The sequence below is a fragment of the Mucilaginibacter sp. 320_HR genome (genome assembly GCF_059691875.1).
This window is the reverse complement of record NZ_JCAWAI010000005.1, coordinates 308,752-321,428: the sequence shown is the minus strand read 5'-3', so window position 1 is coordinate 321,428 and position 12,677 is coordinate 308,752. Positions and strand designations below refer to the sequence as shown.

Annotated in this window: 11 protein-coding genes; 5 read left to right on the top strand and 6 right to left on the bottom strand. The window is 43.4% G+C overall.

The genetic code is table 11. The annotated features are described in order from the left end of the window. The first annotated feature begins 78 nt into the window (after positions 1 to 78). The gene (locus AC59GT_RS18695) at positions 79 to 1,149 is read left to right on the top strand and encodes a sensor histidine kinase (RefSeq protein ID WP_497239066.1); all 1,071 of its coding nucleotides are present in this window, start codon (positions 79 to 81) and stop codon (positions 1,147 to 1,149) included. A 3-nt stretch (positions 1,150 to 1,152) separates the two neighbouring features. Next, a complete protein-coding gene (locus AC59GT_RS18690) occupies positions 1,153 to 1,860 on the top strand; it encodes a LytR/AlgR family response regulator transcription factor (protein ID WP_497239065.1) in 708 nt (235 codons plus the stop codon). Positions 1,861 to 1,870: 10 nt separating this feature from the next. Here the strand turns inward: AC59GT_RS18690 and AC59GT_RS18685 are convergent, their stop codons facing one another. Next, on the bottom strand, positions 1,871 to 2,479 hold the full coding sequence (locus tag AC59GT_RS18685) for an alpha-ketoglutarate-dependent dioxygenase AlkB family protein (protein WP_497239064.1): 609 nt from the start codon (positions 2,477 to 2,479) through the stop codon (positions 1,871 to 1,873). A gap of 180 nt (positions 2,480 to 2,659) precedes the next feature. Between AC59GT_RS18685 and AC59GT_RS18680 the strand changes: the two genes are divergently transcribed. Further along, a complete protein-coding gene (locus tag AC59GT_RS18680) occupies positions 2,660 to 3,538 on the top strand; it encodes an alpha/beta fold hydrolase (protein ID WP_497239063.1) in 879 nt (292 codons plus the stop codon). Here the strand turns inward: AC59GT_RS18680 and AC59GT_RS18675 are convergent. After that, positions 3,535 to 4,773: a sensor histidine kinase gene (locus tag AC59GT_RS18675; RefSeq protein ID WP_497239062.1), complete on the bottom strand. Its 1,239-nt coding sequence runs from the start codon at positions 4,771 to 4,773 to the stop codon at positions 3,535 to 3,537. The two genes, AC59GT_RS18680 and AC59GT_RS18675, sit on opposite strands and share 4 nt — an antisense overlap. Before the next feature lie 174 nt (positions 4,774 to 4,947). Between AC59GT_RS18675 and AC59GT_RS18670 the strand changes: the two genes are divergently transcribed. Further along, positions 4,948 to 7,455: a TonB-dependent siderophore receptor gene (locus AC59GT_RS18670; protein WP_497239061.1), complete on the top strand. Its 2,508-nt coding sequence runs from the start codon at positions 4,948 to 4,950 to the stop codon at positions 7,453 to 7,455. Between the two features lie 44 nt (positions 7,456 to 7,499). Further along, on the top strand, positions 7,500 to 8,738 hold the full coding sequence (locus AC59GT_RS18665) for a PepSY-associated TM helix domain-containing protein (RefSeq protein WP_497239060.1): 1,239 nt from the start codon (positions 7,500 to 7,502) through the stop codon (positions 8,736 to 8,738). A gap of 2 nt (positions 8,739 to 8,740) precedes the next feature. On the opposite strand, the gene AC59GT_RS18660 is transcribed toward AC59GT_RS18665, so the two are convergent. The 4 genes from AC59GT_RS18660 to AC59GT_RS18645 form a co-directional block, all read right to left on the bottom strand. Beyond that, a complete protein-coding gene (locus AC59GT_RS18660; RefSeq protein WP_497239059.1) occupies positions 8,741 to 9,187 on the bottom strand; it encodes a DUF1572 family protein in 447 nt (148 codons plus the stop codon). A gap of 95 nt (positions 9,188 to 9,282) precedes the next feature. Then, the gene (locus AC59GT_RS18655) at positions 9,283 to 10,131 is read right to left on the bottom strand and encodes an SDR family NAD(P)-dependent oxidoreductase (RefSeq protein ID WP_497239058.1); all 849 of its coding nucleotides are present in this window, start codon (positions 10,129 to 10,131) and stop codon (positions 9,283 to 9,285) included. A 32-nt stretch (positions 10,132 to 10,163) separates the two neighbouring features. Continuing rightward, positions 10,164 to 11,003, bottom strand: coding sequence for an SDR family NAD(P)-dependent oxidoreductase (locus AC59GT_RS18650; RefSeq protein WP_497239057.1), 840 nt, complete (start codon positions 11,001 to 11,003; stop codon positions 10,164 to 10,166). Positions 11,004 to 11,084: 81 nt separating this feature from the next. Then, complete coding sequence (locus AC59GT_RS18645) at positions 11,085 to 11,987, bottom strand: helix-turn-helix domain-containing protein (protein WP_497239056.1); 903 nt, start codon at positions 11,985 to 11,987, stop codon at positions 11,085 to 11,087. Positions 11,988 to 12,677 lie beyond the last annotated feature (690 nt).

The following is a 12,677-nucleotide window of genomic DNA, read 5'->3' as shown; positions in this document are numbered from 1 at the left end:
TATTGAAATTCACCGTGCAAAAACGGTTGTTCGTCTAAAAACAACTACCTTCAAAATCTGCAAACCTTACATTTGGCTATGCGCTTTTCTTTTTCATCGCTCAACTATAAACGAAAAAGCCTGGTTGCCGAGGCATGTTACCTATTCTTCCTTGGAGTGCTTAGTCCGTTTGCTGTTGGCAGCCAAATATTCACCCGGGCATCTTACACCTGGAGCCTGGTGATGCTCAATATTTTTAGCCTTGCAGCTGTTATACTGTTCTACCGCGTGTACCTGCCGCAAACCATTGGCAAACGCCGTTATGTGTTGTTTGTAGTATTGTTCCCGGTTTACATTGTGGTATATGAACTAATTGCCCGCCTTTCCGCCGTAATCCTTCTCAGGCTGCCTTTTATACCTGAGGGATATAAGAACAACGTACGTATGGGCCGTCCGGAAGACTTCTCCAGCATCTTTGCCTATCAAACGTTTGGCTATACCTGCCTGGTGCTTGCAGCTGCAACCTCCATTTATGTAATAAGGATGTTATTCAAACAGCAGCATAGCTTATATGAGGCCCAAACAGACAAGTTAAGACTGGAGCTGGACCACCTTAAATCGCAGGTGCAGCCGCATTTCTTTTTCAACACATTAAACAACCTATACGCACTTAGCGTGCAGAACTCACCTAAAACGCCCGGCATCATCGCCGATCTGAGCGGTATCATGCGTTATGTACTTTATAACAGCCAGCAGGAGAAAGTACATCTGCAGCAGGAGATCGGTTTTATACAAAGCTATATTCAGCTGGAGAATGTGCGTCATGATACCCCCGAAGCCATTGAGTTTTTGGTACAGGGCAATACCGGCGCTACCGAGATAGAGCCACTGCTGTTTTTACCACTTATTGAGAACGCTTTTAAGCATTCACTGCAAAAAAATCTCACAAGTAAATGGGTGAAACTGGCGTTGGTGGTTGATGATGATGAATTAACTTTTCAGACCAGCAACCCTGCGCCGGAAAACACCTTGAGCTCCGTGCCTGAAGGTGGCATAGGCTTAAAGAATGTTAGCAAGCGGCTGGAGCTGCTTTATCCGGGCAGACACCAACTTGTGGTACACAATGCGGATAATGTTTTTACCGTAACTTTAACCATTCAACTAAAATAATTCATGACCAACTGTATTGTTGTTGATGACGAGCCCCTGGCCAGGCAGTTGCTGGAAGGCTACATAAACCAAACACCTGGCTTAAACTGCATTGCCGTTTGCCAAAGCGCGGTGGAGGCATTCGCGGTATTGCATCAACAAAAAGTAGACCTCATGTTCCTGGATATACAAATGCCCGGGATAACCGGCGTGAGCTTTTTACGGTCGTTAAAAAATGCTCCGCGGGTAATCTTCACCACCGCTTATACCGACTATGCTGTTGAAGCATTCGAGTTAGAAGCAACAGATTACCTGCTGAAACCCATCACCTTTGAACGTTTTATGAAAGCGGTACAAAAAGTTTGGGCCATAAAATATGATAGCAGCGCATCCTCTGTTACCGCTAGTGAGGAAAACCCTTTTATTTTTTTGAAGGTAGACCGCCGCCTGGTTAAAGTAGATCACACAGATATTGTTTATGTAGAAGGATATGGTGATTACCTAAAGGTGCATACTAAAACTAAAACTCAAACCCACATTACCTATATGACTTTTGGTAAGCTTGAGCAACTGCTGCCTGGCACAAAATTCATCCGTATACACCGCAGCGTAATGGTAAATGCGGCATACATAGAATTTGCCGAAGGTAATTACTTGCGCGTGAATGGGCACGATTTACCAATAGGCAGCTCATACCGCGACAAGGTTTTTCAAAAACTGAACTTAGAATAGTACTTACTCTCTAACCTATAACTCTAAACGTAAGGTTTATTCGCTCCTGTAAGGCCTTGGTTGATTTGGGGACCTGGTGCTGCCAATTGTGCTGCAGGTCGCCTTTCATGATTAGCAGCGAGCCATTCTCCAGGTCTACAGAGTACTTTTCTTTATGATTGAGCTTGTGCCGCACCTCAAACGTGCGTATTTGGCCAAAGCTTACAGAAGCGATAACCGGGTTTATACCCAGTTCAGGTTCATCATCGGCATGCCAGGCAACCGAGTCGTTTCCGTTGCGGTAGAGGTTTAGTAAAACGCTGTTGAAGGTAATTCCACAAGCCGCATCTACTCGCTCCTTTATCAGCAGCAGTTCCGGTGTCCATGGGTGTGGGTCAAAACGTTTGCCCGAGAACGCGTAAGTTTTGTTATTGTCGCCATACCATGCGGTAAGCCGCGGCGTGTTCAATAACTTGCCGTACATCTGGATGGTTTCCTGCTTCCAATTGATGTTGCTGTGGAACGCAGTTATAAACCCGCTGCTTTCTTCCCTACTGAAGAAACCCGGCCGATACTCCATCAGGTCAGTTGGCAGCTTGGGGCTTTGTCCGCCACCATCAAAAAAGCTCAGTTGTTCCATGGCAGTTATAACGGCATTTACAAAAAAAGTGTTCTGACCAGAATTGTCCAAAACTCGATTTTTTTAATTTGATTTCAGAAATCAAGACCTACATACCTCTTGTTAAATTATGTTAATACAATTTAATCGTCTTGCCAATAGTTCATAAAAGTTGTTAATTGCACAGCCAAACCCATCGTTATGAAGAAATTCCACACCCTGCCTATTATAGTAGCTGTCGCCATTACTGCGGCATGCAATCAGCCAAAATCAACACACCAGAGTACCAATACTGCTAAGGTTGATGTAAAAAATAACAACGTTGAAATTGCTTATACCGACACAGGCACCGGCGATACCACGCTGCTATTTGTACATGGCTGGGCAATAAACAAGGGCTACTTTACTGACCAGGTAAAGCACTTTGCCGGGCGCTACCGGGTTGTTACCATGGATATGCCAGGCTTTGGCAAATCGGGCAAAAACAGGGATAAATGGGACACCAAAACCTACGCTACCGATGTTAATGCGCTGATAGATCAGCTTAAGCTAAAGAACGTAGTGCTGGCGGGCCACTCCATGGCAGGAGACATTGTTTTACAAGCCGCGCTTAACCAGCCGGACAAAGTAATTGCCATAATAGGAATAGATAACTTTAAAGGTATTGGGTGGGTACCAACTGAAAAAGACAGGAAAGAAGTTGCCGATGCCGTTGCAGAAATGAGCAAACACTACACATCATTTGCTACTATGTACTTTAACAATTATCTGTTCTCTAAAACAACAAGTAAAGCTATAAAGGACCGTATTTTGTACGATGTAGCGCACACCGATTCTGTTATTGCAACGAAAGCCATGGCCGAAGGGAACGGCGAAAACCATGAGATTGAAAATCTGCGGAAGTACAACAAAAAGCTGTACCTCATCAACAGCGATTACCAACCTACAGATACCACTACTATAATAGCTAAAAAGATACCTTACAAATTAATGAACATACATGGCGCCGGGCATTTCCCGATGGTAGAAGCGCCGAAGGATTTCAACAAAGCAATGGATGTTATTTTAAAGGAGATCTAATAATCTCCTTCTTCATCAAGTTCCACATTCTTTTTAACGGTAAACTCAAAAGTAGTACCCGAGCCAATTCTTGACTCTACTCGAATGGTGCCCTTCATCTTTTCTATAAGCGCTTTTACATTGTACAGGCCAATGCCGGTCCCACGCTTATTAAAGCGGTCGATAACGTTTAGCGTAACTTCCTTGTGAAAGATGCGCTCCAGGTTCTTTTCTGCTATACCCATACCGTTGTCAATTACTTTAAACTGATAGTAGTCGCCATCTTCCCTAAACTGGATATTAATTAATCCTTCTTCCTTATCATTGTACCTGATGGCATTGCTGATAAGGTTCATAAATATTTGCTCCAGTGCTATTGCCGAACAGGTTAATACGTGGTCATTAGTAGGCAGGTTAATCTTCATTCCATAAGGAATCTCTACCATAGCTATCACCGTTTTCAACAACGGATTAAGTTCTACTACAACACGGTTAGTGAGCAAGGTAGATGGAGACGAAGAATAGGTCAGGATTTCATCTACCAATGTCAGTAATCTTTTAGTAGAAGATATATTAAGCTCAGTAAGGTTTTTGCTTTTATCGTCGCTGCTCTTACTTAAACGCATTTGCAATGCCTGCGACGTGAGCAGGATGCTGCTTAACGGATTTTTAAGATCGTGAGCTGCCGAGCTTGCAAACTTTTGTATAAAAGAATTACTCTCTACAAGTGTTTGATTGGCGCGCTCCAGGCGTGCCAGCTTACGCCTCAACTCCATCTGGGTTATTACCTGCTTGGCCAGTATTTTCAACGACTTTATCTGCCTTGGGGTTAAGTCCTTTCGTTGTTTATCTATAACACACAACGATCCAAGAGCATAACCATCCTCATTCACCAGCGGCACACCTGCATAAAATACGATGCTCGGATCACCGGTAACCAACGGATTAGATGAAAATCGCTCATCCTCGCGTGCGTCAGGCACAACCATTATCTCGCTTGCACCCGCAATAGTGTGCGAACAAAAGGCGTATTCCCTTGGTGTTTCACGTGCGGTAAGCCCTATCATCGATTTAAACCATTGGCGTTTATCGTCAATCAGGCTGATAAGTGCTATAGGAGTTTGGCAAATTTCTGAGGCGAGATGCGTAAGCTCATCAAAATCATTCTCAGGCATGGTGTCGAGTACGTCGTAGCTATCCAGCGCATCCAAGCGCGCATCTTCGTCCTCAGGTATCGGGTAGGGTAATTTATTCAAGGCAATTCTAAAATTAAATAAAGGTAAGGCTTTTATGGAAGTAAATGCCACAATGGTGAACTATGACGCTATACTGATCTGTTATTCTTATTTAAAATAAATCTAAATAAACATTGCAATTTTAAAACCCGTTGTTATTTTTGCCCTAAATTAGAATCAATCTAAATACTACTTATGACATCTAACCCCTACTCACCTCTTTTAAAATTCTTGTCTGCCTTGTGCATTGTTCTGTTTACAGCACTTAGCGTAAAAGCTATTGACACTGATGACAGCAACAATGGCAGAATAAACGGTAAGGTTTTTACCAGTGACGGAAAACCTGCTGCGTTTGTAACCGTAACCCTTAAAGGTGTGAATAAAACCACCATGACGGTTGATGACGGTTCTTTCATTTTCAAGAACATCAAACCTGGCAGTTACGTAGTTAAAGTATCTTTCACCGGCGCCCAGAGCGAGGAAAAAACTGTTACTGTTGCAGCAGATAAGACAACAACCATCGACTTTACCCTTGTGGAAAGTGCCAACAAGCTTAATGAAGTAAGCATATCTTCTACAAAAACCATCAATCGTAAAAAGATTTCTATCGGCAAGATGAACGTTGCGCCAATTGATCTTCCGCAAAGCATCTCTGTAATTGGTCGTGATGTGCTTGATCAGCAGCAATCACTACGCCTCAGCGATGTTACAAAAAATGTGAATGGTGTATACTTATACAGCGCTCGCGGCAATACGCAGGAAACCTTTGCTGCACGCGGCTACAACTTCTCCAGCACCAACATGTTTAAAAATGGATTTAGGGTGAACTCAGGCGCAATGCCCGAGATCAGCTCACTGGAACGTGTTGAGGTACTTAAAGGCAGCGCTGCGCTACTATATGGCAACGTTGCTCCAGGCGGCGTGCTGAACATGATTACCAAAAAACCAAAGTTTGAGCAGGGCGGCCAGGTATCCATGACCTACGGCAGCTATGATCTGTACAAACCTGCATTTGATGTTTACGGCCCTATATCTTCCAAATTGGCTTTCCGTGTAGACGGCACTTACGAGAACTCCAAAAGCTACCGCGATGTGGTAAAAAACGAACGTTTTTACGTAAATCCTTCATTATTATACAAGATAAGCGACAAAACCAACATTGTACTCGAGGCAGATTACCTTAATTATGATTTCACCCCTGACTTTGGTACCGGCCAGGTAAACAACGTTATTGCCGATGTACCCCGCAACAGGTATTTGAGCCCACTATGGTCTACAGGTAAAACCAGGCAATCTACAGTAACCGCAACTTTAAACCACCAGATAAACAGCCTTTGGCAGGTAAGCGGCGGTGTGTCTTACCAGTACTATGACAGGCGCTACCAAACAACAGAACGAGTGCAGCCCGATGCTGCCGGTGACTGGTCACGCCCTTTAAACCGTGCTAAAACGTTGGAGGATTATATTACCGGCCAGCTTAACATAACCGGTCAGTTTAACACCGGTGTTATTAAGCACAACATTCTAGCAGGTATAGACGCAGACAGATATAAAAACGACAACTACACCTTTGTAGCCAATATCGATCCTACAAAGAAAACAGTAGTTTCATCAGGCGGCGTATCCAGCTACCTTGATAATGATGGCACAACAAAAAGCTCCACCTACGACAAGATCAATATCTTCGATCTGAACAAGTATACGGCACGTACAGACATGCCCAACATGAACCCTTTTTATGATGTAGAGACCGTTACTAACCGCTTTGGTGCTTATGTGAATGACCTGATCAGCATATCTGATAAGTTGAAGGTGCTGGCCGGTGTTCGCTGGTCATACCAGTACATTGCTCCTACTAAAGTAAACGCGTTCTCTTCTTATGGTGCCGTGGCATCTGCCAAAAGTAAAACTGATAAAGCTTTTTCTCCGCGTATAGGCGTAGTATACAAGCCATTGGCCAATACAGCACTGTTCGCCAGCTATTCAAACTCATTTGTAACAAATACGGGTACAGATATCAATAACAATCCAATTGATCCGTCTATCATAGATCAATACGAACTTGGTATTAAGAACGACTTCCTAAATGGTAATTTATCAGTGAATGTAACTGCCTATCGTATTCAAAATAGTAACCTGGCACAAACCGCACCCTTTCAGGCAGATGGTATTACTCCAAATACCAACACTAATATTAAGGTGCTAAGCGGACAAACCAAAAGTGATGGTGTAGAACTTGACATAGCTGGCCACCCTGTAAAAGGATTGGATGTATTGGCTGGTTATAGCTACACCAATGCACGCTACACTAAAACATCTACAGTTCCGGGCAGCAATATAGCCGGACAACCGTTATTAAACGTACCTAAGCATACCGCCAATGCAAGTATATTCTACAACTTCCTGGATGGCAGCTTGCGGGGCTTTAAAGTAGGTGCAAGCGTGTACTACCTGGGCAACCGCGAAGCTGGCTTTGCAAATGTTGTACCGCCCGTTGGCCAGCCACAGGCTGCGTCAAGATTAGTGCATGTACCCCACTTTACCACTGTTGACGCATCATTAGGTTACACCTACAAAAAGCTGTCTATCATTGGTAAAATATCCAACATAGGCGATGTGCTTAACTGGAACGTTCATGAGAACTACAGCGTAAACCCCATTGCGCCTCGTCAATTTTTAACTACCCTTACTTATAAATTTTAAAACAAACAGGGCATGCACTGCATGCCCTACTTTTTGAATCCGTTATGAAGGTTTTCTTTCGCAACATACACCTTTACCTAAGCCTGGCAGTCGGCATTGTTATTTTTTGCTCATGCTTAACCGGCACCATTCTGGTTTTTGAGAAAGAAATAAACCACACGCTTCATCCGCAACGATACTTTGTAGAATCCGCCGGTAATCGCATGGCGTTATCACAGCTTATTAAAGCAGCACTTAAGCAGGTACCGAAAGCAAAACTGGCATCGGTAATGGTGTTTAATGATCCTTTAAGAACCGTTGAAATAGGTGTAATGATGCCTGAAAAGGGGATTAACAAAAAATTAACTGAAGAAAGAAGCCACAAAGCAAGTGACAATAAAGGAAGGGATGTAAAAAAAGGCGGCGAGAACAAAAAGCCAAACACCACTTTATACGTAAACCCATATACCGGAAAGGTAATAGAGCAATTCAGCAAAAAGGGGTCCTTCCTGTTTTCTGTTGAAATGTTCCACCGCTTTTTGCTGGCAGGTAAAGACAGCGCCGGCGACATGATTGTAGGCATATCTACCTTGCTGTTCTTGTTTATCCTGATCACCGGTGTTGTTTTATGGTGGCCAAAAACAAAAGCAGTATTCATCAAGCGCATTAAAGTAAAATGGGACGGGAACACCAAGCGACTTGTGCATGATCTCCATTTAGTTACCGGCTTTTACACATCAGTATTCCTAATCGTGATTGTGTTAACAGGGATAGTCATGTCATTTACATGGGCAAACAAAGCGCTGTTTGCTTTAACAGGTTCTAAACAAAAGGAAAAAGATGCCAAACAGCCAGCCTCCGCATACTCGACCGGTTTAAAGAAACTTTCGCCTGATGAAGCATTGGAGGGCCTAAATCTGCAGGTAAAGAACGCGGAATACTTTACAATAAGAACACCCAAAGACTCTGTTGGCACCTATAGTATAAGCGTGTTGCCGAAAGGTGCATTTGAAAATACATCAGACACCTACTTTATAGATCAGTATAACGGCAGAATTGTTAGTACAGAAAAGTTTGCCGATAAGAGTACAGGCCAACGCGTGCGTTCTTTTGTTAAATCAGTACATACCGGGTCGGTATATGGTTTACCAACCAAGATAATCAGCTTTATCGTTTGCCTGCTATCACTTATTTTCCCTGTAACAGGTGTTATGATGTGGCTGAACAGAATTAAGAAAAGGGATAGAAAAAAGTCAATTACGAGGCCACGTCCTAAACCTGCCAAGGCAGTACTTTCTGTATAAAATCAGCAATCCAACAATCTCCTGTGATAATTTACTTGACCTAGGTGATAACTTAGATGCATGGCAAGATGAACGAGGAAAAATTCAGTTGTGAGCGTTCTTTCGAAGACAATCTGCGGGTAGTCTTTTCTTAATTGATCTTCGGTGAGAAACTCCAATACGGTATTAACAACTTCGATAGTCTGCTCTATCTTGTGGATCAATTCACTTCTCGGGATATTTTTTAACGAAAACTCCTCAGGTCTATTCCTTATATAATCTGTACTACCCAGTTCGGCACCTAAATAGGTATTAAGATTACCTATCAGGTGCAGGCAAAGGTTTCCTGCGGAATTCAAGATATCTTTATCCACGCGCCAGATATTTTCCTCGTCGTGATATAGTTCCAGCTCCTGCTTTAATTTAACTAGCTCTCTATTAAAAAGTTCTTTTAGCGTGTTTGCAAGCATCGTAGTAATTTGTGTGGTAAGATAAATAAACACATAATTAATTAAAAAAGCGGATGATCCCTCATCCGCTTTTCTCAGCACAAGCAATGGCCGGATTAACCTTCTACCACAAAATTGGTAGCTGTTGCCTGTTTGCGCCAGGCCTCCATATCCGCTTTTACAGCTTCTATTTTCTGGTCGGCAAGTTGGTAGGCATCAGGGCCTAAGAACAAGTGCAAAGGAGCCTCGTCCGCTTCTGCTACTTCTATCATAACGGCTACTCCTTTTTCAGGATCTCCCGCCTGCTGACCGTTAATCTCATTTTGATGGGCGCTTTGCACAGCACGTACTTCCTTGTACTCAGCAATCTCGTTTTGAGGCGTACTTAACGAATCAGGGGTGAGAAAATTGGTGCGGAAGTATCCCGGGGATACGATGGTCGCCTTTATTCCAAACGCTTTGGCTTCGGCAGCAAGTGATTCGGTAAATCCTTCTACTGCAAACTTGGTTGCACAGTAAATACCAAAGCCGGGGAAATTGCCGGTAAATCCTCCTATTGATGAGAGATTAAAGATATGGCCTGAACTCTGCGCACGCAGGTGAGGCATAACCTGGCGTATAACGTTTAATGAACCGAATACATTAATATCAAAGTTATCGCGTGCTTCCTGGTCGGTAAGTTCTTCCAGGCTGCCAGTTAAGCCATAACCGGCATTATTCACCACCACATCAATCTTTCCAAAGCGGGTTAACGATTGGCTGATAGCGTCAGCAACGATTTCTTCCGATTTTAAGTTAACTGCTAGCGCCAGAAAATTTTCGTGCTCGCCTACTGCTTTAGTAAGATCGGCTATGTTGCGTGATGTTGCCGCAACGTTATAACCTTTATTTAGTAGTTGTTTTGCGAGGCTAAGGCCTAAACCTTTAGACGCACCGGTTACAAACCATGTTTTTTGATTTTCCATTTTTTGTTGTTTTTATATGTTGATGTTGTGGGTTAAGCATTGAATGCCATTGATTTGGCTATCTCTTCGTTCAACTGAAATTCCTTTTGCAGTTTTTCGAGCTTGGCCATAGCACGTGTATAAGCATCTTCGCCAAGCAAAAGGTATAGTGGCGGGTTTTCCATTAGCCCAACTTCTATAATGGCGGCGGCGGCTTTCTCGGGGTCGCCGGCTTGCTGTCCGTTCATTTGAGTAAACCGGGTCTGGATGTTTCTTACAGCTACGTAATCAGCTATTTCGTTTTGTGGATAAGAGATAGAATCTGCTTCCAAAAAGCTGGTGCGGAAAGCACCTGGTGCAACAACGGTAACCTTCACACCGAACTCTTTAACGTCCTCGGCTAATACTTCGGTAAGGCCAACAACGGAGAACTTGGTAGCAGCATAAACCGCAAAGCCTGTACCCGGTGCAATGCCCGCTATGGAAGATATATTGATAATATGGCCAGATTGCTGATGGCGCATATAAGGCATTACGCACCTGATAACGTTAAGCGTACCAAACACATTCACCTCAAAGTTGTCGCGGGTTTCGCGGTCGGTAAGTTCTTCAATACTGCCGCCTACCCCGTAACCGGCATTGTTTATAACAACGTCAATCCTGCCAAAAGCCTGTTTAACCTTGTGGATGGCGCAGCCCACGCTGTCTTCGTTGCCCAGTTCTGCTTCTAATGGTAAAAAGTTGTCGCCTGTATAGTTTACAGCTTTTGTAAGTCCATCAAGGCTACGTGACGTTGCCGCTACGTTATGCCCTGCATTAAGTAATTGTTTTACCAGGCTAAGTCCAAAACCTTTGGAAGCGCCTGTGATAAACCATATTTTTTTGTTTTCCATAATCTTGCTTGTTTTGATAAGACAAAATTATGGCGCAAAAAACCTGACCGTTTACAGGATTCAAACCAAAAGTTACAAAATTCAAACAACCCTAAATGCCGAGGGCGTTACACTTGTTTGTTTCTTAAAAAAGTTGTTAAAATGCGCCGGCTCTTCAAACCCTAAACTGTAGCTGATCTCCGACACGTTCCAGTTGGTGTGGCGCAGCAGGGCTTTTGCTTCGCTGGCGAGACGTTCCATTATGTGGTCTGTTGTGGTTTTGCCGGTGGTTTGGCGAATGGCCCTGTTTAAGTGGTTTACGTGTACCGACAACTGCTCGGCGAAATCCTTTGCCGAACGCAGTTTGAAACGCTGAGATGGCGTTTCAATTGGAAACTGGCGTTCCAGCAGTTCGGTGAAGATGCTGGTTATACGCGAGTTGGCATCAGGGTGCGGGTATATAGTTTCGGTGGGCTGGATCTTAAGCGCGTAGTGGATCAGCTCGGTAACGTAGTTGCGCAGCAGGTCATATTTAAAGCGATACTCCGACCCTATCTCACCCTGCATCTTTTCAAACACCTGCGTTGCATAGCTATGTTGCTCATCATTAAGCGCATACACCGGGTTACCGCCAGGCATGAACATAGGCAACTCGTTAATGTTATTACGAAGCATCTCCGTAAAGAAAGACTCCTTAAAGATGCAGAAGTACCCGGACCGGATATCACTGGTATATTCAAATGTGTAGGGCACCACCGGGTTAAAGAAAATGAGCGTGGGGCCTGTAAGCTCTATGCTCTTATCTGCATAATGCACTATACCCCCGCCCCTGCTCAGGCTAATTTTGTAGAAGTCCCGACGACTGTACTGCACTGGCTTTGCATCCGGCAAAAAGCAGTCCTCCGTTTTAAACACATTGAAATGGCCAATGTCCTGACTCAGGTTAGCGGGCATCCAATTGAACTTATGCTGGTAGAATTCTTCGATGGTTTCTGTACGTGCCATATCCAAAGTTACACAATTCAAACATCAACATCCAAATACATAAGCAAAAACCTTCAAAAACCGCATTTTTTCATATGCGCATAGCTGCCCTTTTGAAAATCCGATGGGCAATCTTCAGCGGCCACGCTGTTTCGCAGCAAGGCAGAACTTACGTGTGTGATAGCGAACTGATTCCGGGCGGACTTCTCTCCATCCATACCCTTCTACTAATGGCCTAAAATGACACCGCAATTATTCTTAGCTGCTAAGAGTAAGCACTTCGAAATCTTGACTTTCAGAAAACCTGTTAGACAATTTGCGCTATCTACTTTTTTAATGCCCACTTTTTGCGGTCGCACATGTAGCACTTATATGTTCTTACAGGCACCCAAAAAAATAAGGTTTTTAGGTACCAGGGGCGCGGTGTGCGTACCCAATTAGTTTGCCCGCAAACGCAGGTGCCAATTGTTTGGTTTTTCTTAACAGGGGGATTACTAACCATTACAAAAAGATTTATTTAATCTTCTGATAACTTTGGTTTTATTGGTATTCAAATATACCAATTATCGTCTAAAATAAATTAATCAATTAGGAATATAATGGTCAAATAATGAAATTTTAATCCCATTTTAATGTTGTACCTGGTAATAGGAGGCAAAGTGCTGGTTATTGAGGATTCTAATAGCTTATCAACAAACAATATCCATTAAA

Bases quoted from the DNA above. Each gene is read 5' to 3' on its own strand.
- AC59GT_RS18650 (WP_497239057.1), bottom strand. From the start codon at position 11,003: ATGGAAAACAAAAAAATATGGTTTATCACAGGCGCTTCCAAAGGTTTT.
- AC59GT_RS18695 (WP_497239066.1), top strand. From the start codon at position 79: ATGCGCTTTTCTTTTTCATCGCTCAACTATAAACGAAAAAGCCTGGTT.
- AC59GT_RS18660 (WP_497239059.1), bottom strand. From the start codon at position 9,187: ATGCTTGCAAACACGCTAAAAGAACTTTTTAATAGAGAGCTAGTTAAA.
- AC59GT_RS18690 (WP_497239065.1), top strand. From the start codon at position 1,153: ATGACCAACTGTATTGTTGTTGATGACGAGCCCCTGGCCAGGCAGTTG.
- AC59GT_RS18645 (WP_497239056.1), bottom strand. From the start codon at position 11,987: ATGGCACGTACAGAAACCATCGAAGAATTCTACCAGCATAAGTTCAAT.
- AC59GT_RS18655 (WP_497239058.1), bottom strand. From the start codon at position 10,131: ATGGAAAATCAAAAAACATGGTTTGTAACCGGTGCGTCTAAAGGTTTA.
- AC59GT_RS18685 (WP_497239064.1), bottom strand. From the start codon at position 2,479: ATGGAACAACTGAGCTTTTTTGATGGTGGCGGACAAAGCCCCAAGCTG.
- AC59GT_RS18670 (WP_497239061.1), top strand. From the start codon at position 4,948: ATGACATCTAACCCCTACTCACCTCTTTTAAAATTCTTGTCTGCCTTG.
- AC59GT_RS18665 (WP_497239060.1), top strand. From the start codon at position 7,500: ATGAAGGTTTTCTTTCGCAACATACACCTTTACCTAAGCCTGGCAGTC.
- AC59GT_RS18680 (WP_497239063.1), top strand. From the start codon at position 2,660: ATGAAGAAATTCCACACCCTGCCTATTATAGTAGCTGTCGCCATTACT.